The organism is Breznakia sp. PF5-3 (assembly GCF_029504745.1).
GTDB lineage: Bacteria > Bacillota_I > Bacilli_A > Erysipelotrichales > Erysipelotrichaceae > Breznakia.
Genome location: NZ_JAQFIQ010000002.1, coordinates 55,741 through 70,450, shown reverse-complemented (window position 1 = coordinate 70,450; position 14,710 = coordinate 55,741). Strand labels below are relative to the sequence as shown.

The window sequence follows — 14,710 nt, the reverse complement described above, 5'->3', positions numbered from 1 at the left end:
TTTTCACCACAAAAAGAAACGGCAAATAAAAAAAGCTTTGTTTTGCTAATAAAACAAAGCTTTTCTAAGATTATACTAAGAATCCAAAATAGGCAATGAAGAGTGCCACTAAAAACCAAACAACTGCACTTACTTCTTTTGCACGATTTGTTGCAACCATTGCAACTGCATATGTAATAAATCCTAATGCCATACCATTTGAAATAGAGTATGTAAGAATCATCATTACAATTGTTACAAACGCTGCTGCTGCATATGCAAAATCATCCCAATCAATTCCCTTTAACTGTTGTGCCATTAAAATTCCAACTGCAACAAGTGCTGGTGTAGTAACCGCATAAGTCACAACTGATAAAACAACTGGTGCTAAGAAGATTGATAAGAAGAATAACACTCCTGTAGTAACTGCAGTAAGTCCTGTTTTTCCACCAACTGCTACTCCACTACTTGATTCTACAAATGAAGTAACCGTAGATGTTCCTAACGCTGCCCCTGCAAGTGTACCAATCGCATCGGATAACAACGCTCTTTCTACATTTTCTAATTCTCCATCATCATTTACTATTCCAATACGATTTCCAATTGCTACAAGTGTTCCTGCAGTATCAAAGAAATCTACAAATAAGAAAGAGAATACGATAATAAACATATTAGACCAATTTGAAAACAATTGATCAAAACCATCCATAAACGCTCCCACTGTATTCATTTCAAAGTTTGTAGCCATTGATTCAGGTAGCTGTGGCATTCCTTCAACTCCAGCAAATCCACAAACTAATCCAACGATAGCCGTAATCAATAAACCAAAGAAAACAGCTGCTGGAACTTGCTTTGCAATTAAAGCAATCGTAATTAAGATTCCAAAGACTGCTAATAATACTGTTGGTTCTGTAAGATTACCTAATGCTACTCCAGTCGCTTCACTTGCGACAATAACGCCACCATTCTTCAACCCAACAAAAGCAATAAAGAAACCAATTCCTGCTCCAATTGCTAACTTCATTTGCTTGGGAATCGCATTGATGATCATCTTACGAATTCCTGTTACTGAGATTACCAAGAAGATTACACCTGATACAAATACTGCAGCCAATGCACTTTGCCAAGTTTCTCCCATTGTTAAAACAGCAGTGTAAGTAAAGAATGCATTTACACCCATTCCTGGTGCTAACGCAACCGGATAGTTTGCCAACAATCCCATTAAGATTGATGCAAACCCTGAAGCAATAGCAGTAGCCATAAACACAGAATGTTTATTCATTCCTGCTTCTGCTAGAATTCCTGGATTTACTGCTAAGATATACGCCATTGCCAAAAAGGTCGTAACTCCAGCAATCAATTCCGTCTTCACATCGGTTTTTTTCTCGCTAAGTTTAAATAATTTTTCTAACATTTTGTCCCCCTTATTAAAAAAATAACACTCTCATTATATAATAATTGCTACGATTTTCATAGGCTGAATCAAAAGAAAAGGATGTTATATTAACATCCTTCACATCCACAATCGTCTCCACAACCTTCGCCTTCATGACCTCCACAGCCACCACAGCCTTCTTGTTGACGTTCATACATAAGTGTATCAATCACTAGACATTCTATTTCTACCAAAGCATTTTTTGGTAAACGCGCAACTTCGAATGCGCTTCTTGCTGGATAGACACCTTCAAAATAAGCACCATAGATTTCATTAACTTTTTGAAAATCATCAATGTTATCCAATAAAATTGTTGTCTTAACAATATGATGCATATCCAAGCCTTTTTCATTTAATAAAGCTTTAATATTTTCCATCACTTGTCTTGTTTGGTTTTCAATACCTTCAACCAATTCATTTGTATTTGGATCTAAACCAAGTTGTCCAGACATATATACAAAATCTCCTAGTTTTACTGCTGGAGAATACGCACCAACTGGTTTTGGTGCATTCTTACTTTCTATTTTTTGAAGAAACATTTTACCACCTCTACTCTTCGTCATCTTCAACAGGGGTTAAAGCTCTAAGTTCAATCTTTGTAGCCATACCCTCTTTTGTTGCTAATACTTTGATTTCATAATTTTCATATTCAATCTCTTTACCTTTACGAACTTTACCACCAGCCAATTCCTTGACCCATTGTGCAACTGAACGAGCTGCTGTTTGTGGCAATTCATAATCATCTAAATATTCATCAAAGAAATGTGCTAAATTCACTTTTCCTTCTACTTCAAACGTATGATGTCCAAATTCTACAACATGATCTGGAAGTAAATCATATTCATCATAAATTTCTCCCACTAACTCTTCAAGAATATCTTCCAATGTTACAACACCTACAAAATTATCTATCTTACTACTTTCAGTAACAATCGCCATATGTACTCTACTTTTTTGAATTTCTTCCAAAATTTGAGGAAGTTTCTTTCGCTGAGATACAAAAATTGGGGCGCTCATCATCTTTGTGATATTAACCTTGCGATCAGATAATAAACAATCTAATATATCACGAATACGTAGTATTCCAACCACTTTCAAAGTTTCATGGGAAATAACTGGAAACCGTGATAGTTTATTTTCTCTTACAATCTTTTTCAATGTTGTATAAGAAGCATTATCATAGATCCAAATCACTTCATCGCGGGGAACCATGACATCCTTTATACTAGTATCATCAAATTCTATTACACTTTCTATAAGTTCTCTCTCATCTTGAACAAGAACTCCCTCTTGTTCAATTGTAGATACTATTTCTAATAGCTCATCTTCGGTAGCAGTGACTTTTTTAATATCTTCACCGTCTTCCCATTTTGATTGTGCGCTAACTGCAATCGAGCTCACTGGCTTAAATACCGCCATTAAAATAAGCATCGGTCGAGCCATAAACATACAAATTGCTTCTGGTTTTGATTGGGCAATTACTTTTGGTGTAATTTCACCAAAAACCAAAATCAAGACCGTCATTACTGCAGTAGCTATTGCAACTCCCAATTCACCAAATAACTGAGAAAATAACAACGTCGCTAAAGATGTCGCTAAAATATTCACAATATTATTTCCGATTAAAATAGTTGTAATAGCAGCAGTTAAATTTCGATATACTTGATATGCTACCTCTGCTTTTTTATTACCTTCTTTTGCCATGTTTTTCAACCGAATACCATTCACATGTGAATAAGCTGTTTCACTTGATGAAAAACATGCGGATAAAAGAATAAGAATTATTAATGCTATTATGATACCAATCTGCTGGGGATCCAAAATTTACCACTCCTTTTTCTATAAATTCTTATAAATATCTAGTACTTAGTATTATAATATATCGCTCCTTTTTTATCAAATATTTGCTTCTTTTTTCTTGACACTTCTAAAAACATGAGTAAAATAAGCTGTAACAACATAGATGAGGACGAGTATCTTTAGAAACTGTATTCAGTGAATTGGTGATAGTGGAAACCCAATAATAAGCCTAAAGTGAAAAACACCTCGGAGTTGCTTATGCGATATAGTAGTGTAAGCCGTATGTACAACGTTAAAAGTACTTATTAATGATAGTTAATAAAAGAGATCATAAATTCACAATTATGATAAATAGGGTGGTACCGCGGATACACAGTCATTCGTCCCTTGGGATGATGACTGTTTTTTTCGTTTAAGGAGGAAGAAAAATGTGTGGATTTATGTTTTGTGAAGATATCAGCGTAAGCGCTGAAGTTTTTAAAGAGGAATTTGATAAAATACGCTATCGTGGTCCTGATATGAGTAACATCATAAAAAAGGACGCCGGGTACTTTGGTTTTCACCGGTTAGCAATTATGGGTATGGATGAAAAAGGAATGCAACCTTTTGAATTTGAAGGTTCACTTGTTATCTGTAATGGTGAACTGTATGGATTTCGCAAATTGAAGAAAACTTTAGAAAAAAAGTACACGTTTACATCCGAAAGTGATTGTGAACTTTTATTACCACTGTATAAAGAATATGGAACGGCTATGTTTAAAAAATTGGATGCTGAATTTGCCTGTGTTCTATATGATGCGAAAACCGATTCACTTATTGCTGCAAGAGACCCTTTTGGTATTCGAGGAATATTTTATGGTTATCATAAGAACAGTAAAAAGATTATGTTCGCTTCAGAAGCCAAATGTCTTATTAATCTTTGTAATGAAGTGTATCCTTTCCCACCTGGTTGTTTTTATAAAGATGGTACTTTCACCTCATATTATGATGTATCCCAAGCATCTAGTTTTATCAATAAAGATATAAATGTAATATGTAATGATATCAACCAACGCTTATGGGATGCCATTGAAAAGCGAATGGATGCAGATGCTCCTGTGGGCTATTTATTAAGCGGTGGACTAGATTCTAGTATTGTATGTGCAATCGCTGCCAAAATATCTAATCACCCTATTCGTACCTTTGCAATCGGAATGGAGAAAGATGCAATCGATCTAAAATATGCACGTGAAGTTGCTACTTATATCGGTAGTGAACATACAGAAGTTATTATCACAAAAGAGGAAGTACTACAGATACTTCCTGAAGTTGTGTGGATATTAGAAACTTGGGATATTACCACCATTCGTGCTTCTGTGGGAATGTATTTGCTATGCAAATGGATACAAAAACATACCAATATCAAAGTCTTGTTCACAGGTGAAATATCTGATGAACTACTAGGTTATAAATATACAGACTATGCTCCCAATGCCACAGAATTTCAAAAAGAAGCTCAAAAAAGAGTACGTGAGTTATATATGTATGATGTATTACGTGCAGATCGTTGTATTTCTTCATGTGGTTTGGAAGGACGAGTTCCTTTTGGTGATTTAAAATTTGCAGATTATATCATGAGTATTGATCCAAAATTGAAAATGAATCACTATCATATGGGAAAGTATTTATTGCGAAAAGCTTTCGCTAAAGGGTTCTTACCAGAATCAATCCTGTATCGTGATAAAGCAGCCTTTTCTGATGCAGTGGGGCATTCATTAGTAGATTATATAAAAGCATATGTTGAAACAAAATATACAGATGAACTATTTTATGAAAGAAAGCAACAATATAAACATTGTCCTCCTTATACGAAGGAAAGTTTATATTATCGTGAACTTTTCTCTAAATATTATCATGGATATGATACATTGATTTCTTCTTATTGGTTACCAAACCAAACATGGGAAGGATGTAAGGTAGATGATCCAAGTGCTAGAGTTCTTTCCAATTATGGAAAAAGCGGAATTTAATTAACAATACCATTTAAAATAAGCATATGTAAATAAAAAATAAAAATCTATCTTGACAATTCACTTTAGAAAGGATAAACTTTTCTATAACAGCAAAGATGCTGTAGGTATTTTTCCTACTGCATCTTTTTTTGTAACTTAATAACAGCAAGGGGGAATTAGAAATGTTAAATAAGTTAGCTTATGTAAAAGAAGAAGTATTGAAGCGTAATCCTAATGATGCAGAATTTCTACAAGCCATAGATGAAGTTTTAGAATCATTGGAAATCGTAGCTGAAAAGAACCCTGAGTTTTTAGAAGCTGGAATTTTCGAGCGAATCGTTGAACCTGAACGTCAAATCATGTTCCGTATCCCATGGGTGGATGACAATGGTAAAATTCAAGTTAATCGAGGCTTCAGAGTACAGTTTAACAGTGCAATTGGTCCATACAAAGGTGGATTAAGATTTCATCCAAGTGTTAATTTAAGTATTATTAAATTCCTAGGATTCGAGCAAATCTTTAAAAATGCACTTACTACTTTGCCAATGGGTGGTGGAAAAGGTGGAAGTGACTTTGATCCAAAAGGTAAATCAGATGGTGAAGTAATGCGTTTCTGCCAAAGCTTTATGAATGAATTAAATCGCCATATTGGTCAATTCACAGATGTTCCAGCAGGAGATATTGGTGTTGGAGCACGTGAAGTTGGTTTTATGTATGGTCAATATAAAAAAATCCGCAATGAAGTTACAGGTGTATTAACTGGTAAAGGTTTAGATTTTGGTGGTAGTCTTGCTCGAACAGAAGCTACTGGTTATGGTCTTTGCTATTTAACTGAAGCAATGTTAAATGATCATAATAATAGTTTTAAAGATAAAACTGTTGTAATTTCAGGTTCTGGAAATGTTGCTATTTATGCTTGTGAAAAAGCAATGGAATTAGGAGCAAAAGTTGTTGCTCTTTCTGATTCACAAGGATATGTATATGATCAAAATGGAATTGATTTAGCAATCGTAAAAGATATCAAAGAAGTTCGTCGTGGAAGAATTCGTGAATATATCAAAGAAGTTCCTTCTGCTTCTTATCATGAAGGATGCAAAGGAATTTGGACAATCAAATGTGATATAGCATTACCTTGTGCTACTCAAAATGAATTGGATAAAGAAAGTGCAGACGCTCTTGTTGCAAACGGATGCATCGCTGTTGCAGAAGGTGCAAACATGCCTTGTACTCCAGAAGCAGTTGTAGTATTCCAATCAAATAAAGTATTATATGCACCTGGAAAAGCAAGCAATGCTGGTGGGGTTGCTGTATCTGGTTTAGAGATGAGTCAAAACTCTTATCGGTTATCATGGACATTTGAAGAAGTAGATGCACAACTTAAAGTTATCATGGAAGAAATCTACAACAACATTTCAACCACTGCAAAAACTTATGGTGTCGAAGGAAACTATGTAGCAGGAGCAAACATTGCTGGTTTCTTGAAAGTTGCTAGAGCAATGATGGCACAAGGTGTAATTTAATAAATAAACCTACATTATTAGAATATAGATATTACCTCCACTTACAAAAGTGGAGGTATTTTAAAAAGACTGTCAATTTTGTCAACAGTCTTTCATAGATGTTGAATCATCAACATCTTTTTTTATTTCCATCCATAATCTTTTAAACATCTATCTACATCGTCTTCAAAGGTTGATAAACGAAGTCCATGTCGTTTTGCCTTTGTATTATCTAAACGATAATCACGGAAGCGATCTGCATAACGTTCGTGATTAGGTAAGATATATTTCGCGATAACATCATCATCAAAGCCAAATTGTTTTGCTACATACTTTGCTGCCTCATAAGTATTTAAGTTATTTATATTAGAAAAATGATATACGCCAGTTGGTAATTTGGTTATGTTCACAAATTGATCTGCTAAATCTTGTGCATATGTCATTCCTCTTACTTCATTAACTGTAAATAAAGTTTCTTTTTTCTTCATGATTGCATCCAAAGTATTTTTTATTATATTTGGACTAGGATGAATTCCTGGTTGTGACATACCCATCATCCATGAAAGCCGTAATGTTACATAATCATTTACATGGTTTTGTAAATATTCATCCACTTCTGCTTTTTGCTTCCCATAATTTGTAACACTAATCAATTCATCTTCCTCTTTAAAAGGACCTGGCTTAGTATGTCCATTAAAACATTGTTCTGTAGAAATAAAAATCATCCGTTTCTTTCTTGCATTACAAACATCAGCAATTGCGATTGCAGATGCGGTGTTAATCTTATAGCTACGCTCTGGAAACTCTTCTCCAAAAGCCGTATTAGCATTTGCAGCAGTATGAAAAACAATATCAAAATCAAGCTTTTCAAAATAAGCTTTGACATCTTCTGGTTTTTCAAAATCTACTTCTTTTCGCGTAATTGGTATAATTTCAAAATTCATTTCATTATATCTTCGTATTAGAGACGCTAAATATCCATTAGCTCCAGTAATCGCAACTTTTTTCATGATTATGAGTTCCTTTCTTTTCTAAATCCTTCCAAGATCGCCGCACTAGAACGTGTCCCGATTCGTTCCACACCAAGCTCAATCATAGCTTTACATGTTTCCCAATCACGAATTCCTCCAGCCGCTTTTACCTTCACTTCACCTGCTACTGCATCCAACATAATCTTTACATCTTCTAAAGTAGCTCCACCAGTTCCAAAACCGGTTGAAGTTTTAATAAAATCAGGTTTGACTTCCTTCGCTAGTAAACTCATCTTCTTAATTTCATCTTTTTCTAAATAACAGTTCTCAAAAATCACTTTACTGATAACATTGTGTTCACGACAAAGATCAACAATTGTTTGCATTTCTTTTTTAATATAATCGTAGTCCTTATCTTTTAACTTACCAATATTGATAACATAATCAATTTCATCACATCCATCTTCAATTGATTTTAATGTTTCAAAGGCTTTTACTTCAATCGTTGTTTGACCTAAAGGAAACCCAATTGCAGCTCCAACATGAATATTCTTTTCATTATCACCTAATAGATGTTTACATCTTTTTACTTGGCAAGAATTGATAGCTAACATCTTTACATCCATATCAATCGCTTCTTTTACAAACGCTTCAAAATCTTGTTCACTTGAATATGCAAATAATAAAGTATGATCAAAATACTTAGCTAAACGTTTTTCATCTAATTTACTTGTATCCATTACTTTACCCCCGATTTGTTAGTTCTGTAGAATATGTATATTTATTACCTGGGTAATAACATAAACTATACTCTACTATTTCATCATAGATATCGTATGATTTTCTGACTCTAAAGAAAATAGGGCTACCTTCTTTAATTTCTAATTCTTTAGCCACTTCTGCTGACGCTGAAATTGCTTCAAATGTTTCACAAACACGAACAGGTGTTTTTACCCCTATTTCATCAAATACATCATACATTGAATTCATATATTTCTCTTTATCCATTGGAAATGGATATTTACTATTTAAATATGTATGAAAAATTACAACTGGTTCGCCATTTCCACAACGTACACGATGCAATAAAAATACTTCATCATCTTCTTTGATATTGAAAACTTTTGCCACATCTGCATTTGCTTTTACTTTTTTCATCTCCACAGATTTTGTCGATGGTGTTATGCCTCGATCTTCCATTTCTTTAGTAAAAGATTTAATCTCAAACAAGAATTCATTAATCTTGTCATTATAGATTACAGTTGTTCCTTTTCCTCGTGCTCTTGAAACATAACCTTCTCTTTCCAGTTCGAGAATTGCCTGACGTACTGTAATTCTACTCACATTATAAATTTTTTCCAGTTCTAATTCTCCAGGAATTATATCATTCATTTTATATTCTTTATTTTCTATTTTTTGTTTCAAATGATTTTTTATTTGAAGATATAAGGGCATTGCCTCTTTCGAATGGTTTAGTTTCATAATTACACCTACCTTACATATGCTTTAATAACTTTAATTTCCTCGTTTTCACTTAACCCATAGGGACGAATCGTATATTCTTTTACATTTGCAGGAATGATAAATGTTTCTGCATAATGTACAACAAATGGTTCAAATTCTCCATTTACACTTTCTACAATTGCTTCTTTTCCGTCAATTAAGTTTAGCATATTTACTGTATTATTGGTACTATGCTTTGAATTTTTATCTATTGTATATCTTCTAGTTTCAATAAATTCCAACTCATGTAATCCCGTATGTTCTACACGACATCCACAATCTTCATCAACATCATAAAAGTTGTTTACTAAGTTTTTTTCTACCCATGGGGTTGTACGATCCCACTGAATTACTTCTTTTCCATGTTCAATATGTACTGGTCTAGGCAATCCATCAAGACCTAATCTTTCCCAATCCCATAATTTGAAAGTGAAAATATATGGTGTAGCACTAATTTCTAATACCATTGTTCCTGTAGCACTACAATGACAAGTTCCTGCTGGAATTAAATAGTGATCGTGCTTTTTCACTTCAAAGGTATTAATATACTTTTCAGCATCAAATACAATTTCACCTTTGTTTGCTTGACGCAATTCGTCAATCATCGTATCTGGATTAATATTTTCTTTTAGCCCAAGATATACCTTAGCTCCTTCAACTGCATCCAAAATATAATAGCTTTCATCTTGTGTATAACTAATTCCAAATTGTTTCTTTGCGTACTCTGTTAGTGGGTGCACTTGCAATGAAAGATTTTGTCCTTCCATTGTATCTAAGAAGTCAAAACGAATTGGAAATTCGGCTCCAAATCTTGCATATACTTGAGGTCCCAACAATTCTTTTGGTCTTGATAAAACAACATCCATCGCTGGAAATTCTAGTACTGTTCCATCAAAATCAAATAAAACACTATTCTCTTCTGGAACGCCATCAAAACTCCATGCATAATTTGCTTTACTTGTATCAAGGTTACATACTTCCTTCATCCATTGACCACCCCATACTCCTGGATCAAAGTAAGGAACTGTTCGAAATGGTTTTGTTACAATCATATCTAATGCTTTTTGGAATGCATCTCCACTGATCATCTTTGGATCATTTGCTTTATTTGTATCGATAAAGTAATCTACTTTTTTGATATATTGCATTTTATGCTTATCTGCAATACGCCATTCAAAGAAATAACCACGTTTAAATTTACGCAATGCATCTTCTGCCTCATTACCTGCTTTATAGTTTCCACCACCTGCACGTAAACGAGCTTGAATCTCCCAACGAGCCATATCCAAATATACAGCTAAATCTGGGTTTTGCACAAGAAATGCTCCAAACCCATAAATAATAGTTAATCCCTTTGCCGATGAAGCTTTTGCTGTTGCTTCTTTTAATCTTTCTTCATCAATAAAATCGGTTACTTTTCCATTATACATATTTCCAAATACGCGATCATCTGTCATTTGATATTTAATTTGCTCATTGATTGTAGAACTATCTTTAAAAATATCAATTGTTTCAATCAAGGTATCTGGATTTAATTTTTTCAATTGTTCCAATACTTCCGTATCATCAACACCAGGATAAGTATCCACACAAAGAATAAAATCTTCTTTGTTTATCTTTGTTTTTAATGCTTCTAATATTGCATCATATCCTTGTATTGCATGATGTCCTTCTACTTTTGTACTAGGATATTTATCATACTTTGATTTAAAATTCAAATAAGCCATTATTTATCCTCCTCTATGACTAATTCATCATCTTTTTTAAAAACTCTGGCACCAAATGGATGTTTTTCAATTCGTTCATAATCATGCCCTGCAATCGTTGGCCAACAAGCTCCCACCTTTAAATCTTCATTTCCTGTATTGATTAAACGATGAGCTACACTACCATCAATGTGATGCAGTGAATTTAAAAACACTTTTTCCGCAAAACAAGTGCCATCTTCTTTCATCATCAATAACAATCCTTCTCCACCTAAGCCAAAATAAAACTCTGCACAATCCAAATTTTCATGAAAATGACCACGTGTCATATTGCATTCTTGATTCACAGAAACAGGTTTTAATACAGTCAATCCCCAATTAAGATTACCTACTTGCTCACTGTTTCCCTCACTATAAGAATACACTTGATACATAAGGGTATCATCAGCTAAAGAAGCATCTGGATTAAGATAGAAATGTTTTGCATCACGATAATATTTTTTGCTAATTTTCACATCTTTTCCTTCGACAATTCCATTCACAAAATCATGTTGAACTCTAGGATCAAATATTTCCATAAACGTACCTCCACACCTAAATGTTATAACATTATAATTTGAGTGTCAACTAATATTTAAAATAATGACAAATATCATCATATTTTACTTCATATAATGATATAATGAATGGGTGAAAGTGAGGATTTTCGAATGAAAATAGCCTATTTAGTTCACTCTTATAGAGAGTATGATGAAGTGATTGAATCTATCAATCAACTAATCAAACAAGGAGATCATGTTTTCATTATGATCAATGATAATGATTTACGTGAAAAAATACATTTTGTATATGCAGAAAGCCCAAAAGTGCATATTTCTTCCGTACAAGAATATGCCCAAGAAGGAGACCTTTCAATGGCTAGAGGAACAATCCTTCAGTTAAAAGAGGCAGTTGAGTTAGGAGGTTTTGATTACTTTATCAACCTCAGTGATGGTATGATGCCGATTAAAACTCGTGAAGATATTGTTGCTTATTTAGAAACTAAAAAAACAAATTTCTATTCTATTGATCGTAGCGAGGCAGAAGATGAGAATCTACGAAAGAAAACATTAAAGTTTTATCCATTAACAAACCTTTTATCTTTTCCAACAGGAAAGATTTCAAGAGCGGTTGCAAAAGGAAGTGGAGCGATTTTCAATATCTTTGGTATTCGCAGAAAATTAGATGATGAAATCCTTATCGGAAGTCCTTACTTTATCTTAAATCACAAGAGTGCTGCTGTTCTAGCACAGAATTTCGACTATGTTTCAGAAACCTTTAAATTAGCATGGTATGCAGAAGAAATGTATATCCCAATGATGCTTAAAAAATTCAATATGGAAGATCATATTAATGACGATCTTCGTGTTATTGGTCCTAATGGTAAATGGATTGAATCACAAGCGCCACGGGAAGTTAATTTAGAGACTATTCAAAAATATCCAGAAGCTTTGTTTGCTGCTCAGATTCATGCAGATAAAGACCCTAGTCTATATCAAGAATATTTTGATATCTATAATCGAAACTTACCACCAAAGGAGGAGGAATAATATATGAGAACAATTACGTTATCTCCATCTGTAATGTGTATGGATCTTACTAATCTTGAGAAAAGCATTCGTGAAATTGAAAAAATTGGTATTGATACGCTACATATTGATATTATTGATGGTGCTTTCAGTCCTAGTATGCCGTTAGGAATTGATACGGTAAAAAAATTAAGAAGGATTACCGATTTACCTTTTGATGTTCATATCATGTCATTAAACAATGAATACTTTATCAATGAATTACTTGATATTGGGGTTCAACACATCACCTTCCATTATGAAACTAGTTTACATGTTGATCGTTATATTAACTTAATTAAACAACGTGGAACAACCGTTGGTGTAGCACTAAATCCTGCTACATCATTATCAACACTTGATTATATTCTTCCACAGGTTGACCTTATCATGCTGATGTTAATCAATCCAGGGTTTGCGACAAATGCAAATGAGAAACAAGTACCATACGCAAAACAAAAAGTAGAAGATTTACATAACTTAATCAAACAAAGAGAACTAACTACCAAAATACAAGTTGATGGTCGTGTTTCTTTAGATACGGTTCCCATGCTCGTAAAAGCAGGAGCTGATAATCTAGTATTAGGGAGCACAAGTTTATTCATGAAAAATAATACATTATCAGAAAATAAAAAAATTCTAGATGAAGCTATTATGAAAGGATTAAAATAAAATGAAAGAATCTTATAAAGAGACACAAAAAATTATTATTGAAGAATTAAACAATACAATGAATTCTATTGATGAACAACAAGTACAAGAATTGATTAACTTAATTTGTTCTGCGGAGAAGGTATTCTTTGTTGGAGTAGGTAGAGTCTTATTATCTTTACAAGCAATTGCTAAGCGTTTGGCTCATCTAGGAATCCAAACCGTAGTTGTCGGACAAATTACCGAACCAGCAATTACTGATAAAGACTTATTAATTGTAGGGTCAGGAAGTGGTCAAACAGCATTTCCTCTAGCAATGGCAAAAAAAGCTAAACAATTTGAAGCCAATGTTGCACATATTGGGGCAAACCCAGATAGTCCAATGAAAGAATACTCAAACTTATTTGTCCGTATTCCAGTAAGAACAAAATTGTACTTACCTGATGAAATACCTTCAAAACAACCAATGACAAGCCTTTTCGAACAATCACTTCTATTATTAGGTGATACCATTGCGTTGATGTTGATTGAAGATCAAAACATTGATATGAAATCATTGTGGCAATACCATGCCAATTTAGAGTAATTAAAAAGCCTATTTAATAGGCTTTTTTTTGAAAAGTGTCAGAGCTAAAATACAATTCAAAAAAGCTCTTAATGAAAACATGCAATAAATTAAAACAGAAATTTCATATAATAGTAGTAGCGTTTGATTTTGTGGATACAAAGTAGATTCGCGAAAATAAGCAATATAAAGATATACTAAACTATATAGCAAGCCATGTGGTATGATAACATACATTATCATTTCTTTTTTCTTCATGGATATCACTTTATGAAATAAAAATTTCATCCCTTGATAGATACCAAAAGTTGGAACTGCCAATACACCTAATGCCATCACTATAACGAGTATCCATGAATCTGTATTTTGATTTCGCAAATAATCAATAATATTGGCAAATATTAAAAACCATAAAAAAATAGATAAAAAGAGTATTCCAAAAGCTGTTTTTTTAGAAAACGATTGAAAGACTTTCCAAAAAATTAATTTCACAACCCAAAATACAAATGCTAAACCAAAGAATGCGAATGGCAAAATCAAAGTAACGATTTTTAATTCTTGGGGAATTGAATCACCAAAGATAAAACCTAAAAGTAATACAATTGAATAAAAGACTAGAAGAAGTTTAATATCATTTTTTCCTTGCTTCCCTTTAAATTCCATAAATCCTAAAAAGCTCATATCTTCTTTTAATACTTTTGTATATTTTTGTTTTGGCTTTTCTTCCAATAATATAAGTTGTATTTTATATTTCAAAATATCTTTCCTTGTGAAATGATGAGGTATATCATAAAACACCAATTCTCCATAATACATATTATCTTTATAAAAACCACACATTAAAGTTTTTGAGTCTTGATGATATTCTACTTCTTTCATCGTAAAAGAATAGCCCTTATTTATCAATTCTTGGACTGTTGTTTGATTATAATAAACAGTAATATTCGCTAATTTTATATTTTCTTCCATTGCTCTTATTATAATATATATGATAATAAAAAAA

14 protein-coding genes and 1 other annotated feature are annotated in these 14,710 nt (G+C 33.0%); of the genes, 5 read left to right on the top strand and 9 right to left on the bottom strand.

Translation table 11 applies throughout. From position 1 onward, the window contains the following. Positions 1-70: 70 nt before the first annotated feature. The 3 genes from M2475_RS00940 to M2475_RS00930 form a co-directional block, all read right to left on the bottom strand. On the bottom strand, positions 71-1,393 hold the full coding sequence (locus tag M2475_RS00940; RefSeq protein WP_277489015.1) for an NCS2 family permease: 1,323 nt from the start codon (positions 1,391-1,393) through the stop codon (positions 71-73). An 89-nt stretch (positions 1,394-1,482) separates the two neighbouring features. Continuing rightward, a complete protein-coding gene (locus M2475_RS00935) occupies positions 1,483-1,953 on the bottom strand; it encodes a RidA family protein (RefSeq protein ID WP_277489014.1) in 471 nt (156 codons plus the stop codon). Positions 1,954-1,963: 10 nt separating this feature from the next. Continuing rightward, positions 1,964-3,235, bottom strand: coding sequence for a hemolysin family protein (locus tag M2475_RS00930; RefSeq protein WP_277489013.1), 1,272 nt, complete (start codon positions 3,233-3,235; stop codon positions 1,964-1,966). A 130-nt stretch (positions 3,236-3,365) separates the two neighbouring features. Then, positions 3,366-3,605, top strand: a binding site (T-box leader). Positions 3,606-3,642: 37 nt separating this feature from the next. Here M2475_RS00930 and asnB point away from each other — a divergent pair. Together asnB and gdhA are read left to right on the top strand one after the other, a co-directional pair. Continuing rightward, a complete protein-coding gene (asnB, locus tag M2475_RS00925; protein WP_277489012.1) occupies positions 3,643-5,223 on the top strand; it encodes an asparagine synthase B in 1,581 nt (526 codons plus the stop codon). 164 nt (positions 5,224-5,387) lie between these two features. Then, the gene (gdhA, locus tag M2475_RS00920) at positions 5,388-6,725 is read left to right on the top strand and encodes an NADP-specific glutamate dehydrogenase (RefSeq protein WP_277489011.1); all 1,338 of its coding nucleotides are present in this window, start codon (positions 5,388-5,390) and stop codon (positions 6,723-6,725) included. A 122-nt stretch (positions 6,726-6,847) separates the two neighbouring features. Here the strand turns inward: gdhA and M2475_RS00915 are convergent, their stop codons facing one another. From M2475_RS00915 to M2475_RS00895, 5 genes are read right to left on the bottom strand one after another with little or no spacing between them, the layout of a single operon-like run. Further along, positions 6,848-7,714: a sugar nucleotide-binding protein gene (locus tag M2475_RS00915; protein ID WP_277489010.1), complete on the bottom strand. Its 867-nt coding sequence runs from the start codon at positions 7,712-7,714 to the stop codon at positions 6,848-6,850. 2 nt (positions 7,715-7,716) lie between these two features. Further along, complete coding sequence (gene deoC, locus M2475_RS00910) at positions 7,717-8,415, bottom strand: deoxyribose-phosphate aldolase (protein ID WP_277489009.1); 699 nt, start codon at positions 8,413-8,415, stop codon at positions 7,717-7,719. Positions 8,416-8,419: 4 nt separating this feature from the next. Continuing rightward, positions 8,420-9,157 carry a GntR family transcriptional regulator gene (locus tag M2475_RS00905; RefSeq protein ID WP_277489008.1) on the bottom strand — a complete coding sequence of 246 codons (738 nt, stop codon included), beginning with the start codon at positions 9,155-9,157 and terminating at the stop codon, positions 8,420-8,422. Positions 9,158-9,165: 8 nt separating this feature from the next. Further along, the gene (locus tag M2475_RS00900) at positions 9,166-10,905 is read right to left on the bottom strand and encodes a class I mannose-6-phosphate isomerase (RefSeq protein WP_277489007.1); all 1,740 of its coding nucleotides are present in this window, start codon (positions 10,903-10,905) and stop codon (positions 9,166-9,168) included. Then, a complete protein-coding gene (locus tag M2475_RS00895; RefSeq protein WP_277489005.1) occupies positions 10,905-11,462 on the bottom strand; it encodes a glucose-6-phosphate isomerase family protein in 558 nt (185 codons plus the stop codon). The genes M2475_RS00900 and M2475_RS00895 overlap by 1 nt, the downstream gene beginning before the upstream one ends. A gap of 132 nt (positions 11,463-11,594) precedes the next feature. Here M2475_RS00895 and M2475_RS00890 point away from each other — a divergent pair, with 132 nt between their 5' ends. Genes M2475_RS00890 through hxlB form a run of 3 tightly spaced genes read left to right on the top strand, consistent with a single transcriptional unit; the run spans position 11,595 to position 13,728 of the window. Next, positions 11,595-12,473, top strand: a complete 879-nt coding sequence (locus M2475_RS00890; protein WP_277489004.1) for a beta-1,6-N-acetylglucosaminyltransferase — start codon at positions 11,595-11,597, stop codon at positions 12,471-12,473. Between the two features lie 3 nt (positions 12,474-12,476). Next, positions 12,477-13,163 carry a ribulose-phosphate 3-epimerase gene (locus M2475_RS00885; RefSeq protein ID WP_277489002.1) on the top strand — a complete coding sequence of 229 codons (687 nt, stop codon included), beginning with the start codon at positions 12,477-12,479 and terminating at the stop codon, positions 13,161-13,163. Position 13,164: 1 nt separating this feature from the next. Beyond that, a complete protein-coding gene (gene hxlB, locus M2475_RS00880; protein ID WP_277489000.1) occupies positions 13,165-13,728 on the top strand; it encodes a 6-phospho-3-hexuloisomerase in 564 nt (187 codons plus the stop codon). A 9-nt stretch (positions 13,729-13,737) separates the two neighbouring features. On the opposite strand, the gene M2475_RS00875 is transcribed toward hxlB, so the two are convergent. Then, positions 13,738-14,676 (bottom strand): hypothetical protein, encoded by a 939-nt coding sequence (locus tag M2475_RS00875; protein ID WP_277488996.1) that lies wholly within the window; start codon positions 14,674-14,676, stop codon positions 13,738-13,740. Positions 14,677-14,710: the final 34 nt, after the last annotated feature.

Bases quoted from the DNA above. Each gene is read 5' to 3' on its own strand.
- M2475_RS00940 (WP_277489015.1), bottom strand. From the start codon at position 1,393: ATGTTAGAAAAATTATTTAAACTTAGCGAGAAAAAAACCGATGTGAAG.
- M2475_RS00935 (WP_277489014.1), bottom strand. From the start codon at position 1,953: ATGTTTCTTCAAAAAATAGAAAGTAAGAATGCACCAAAACCAGTTGGT.
- asnB (WP_277489012.1), top strand. From the start codon at position 3,643: ATGTGTGGATTTATGTTTTGTGAAGATATCAGCGTAAGCGCTGAAGTT.
- gdhA (WP_277489011.1), top strand. From the start codon at position 5,388: ATGTTAAATAAGTTAGCTTATGTAAAAGAAGAAGTATTGAAGCGTAAT.
- M2475_RS00915 (WP_277489010.1), bottom strand. From the start codon at position 7,714: ATGAAAAAAGTTGCGATTACTGGAGCTAATGGATATTTAGCGTCTCTA.
- deoC (WP_277489009.1), bottom strand. From the start codon at position 8,415: ATGGATACAAGTAAATTAGATGAAAAACGTTTAGCTAAGTATTTTGAT.
- M2475_RS00905 (WP_277489008.1), bottom strand. From the start codon at position 9,157: ATGAAACTAAACCATTCGAAAGAGGCAATGCCCTTATATCTTCAAATA.
- M2475_RS00900 (WP_277489007.1), bottom strand. From the start codon at position 10,905: ATGGCTTATTTGAATTTTAAATCAAAGTATGATAAATATCCTAGTACA.
- M2475_RS00895 (WP_277489005.1), bottom strand. From the start codon at position 11,462: ATGGAAATATTTGATCCTAGAGTTCAACATGATTTTGTGAATGGAATT.
- M2475_RS00890 (WP_277489004.1), top strand. From the start codon at position 11,595: ATGAAAATAGCCTATTTAGTTCACTCTTATAGAGAGTATGATGAAGTG.
- M2475_RS00885 (WP_277489002.1), top strand. From the start codon at position 12,477: ATGAGAACAATTACGTTATCTCCATCTGTAATGTGTATGGATCTTACT.
- hxlB (WP_277489000.1), top strand. From the start codon at position 13,165: ATGAAAGAATCTTATAAAGAGACACAAAAAATTATTATTGAAGAATTA.
- M2475_RS00875 (WP_277488996.1), bottom strand. From the start codon at position 14,676: ATGGAAGAAAATATAAAATTAGCGAATATTACTGTTTATTATAATCAA.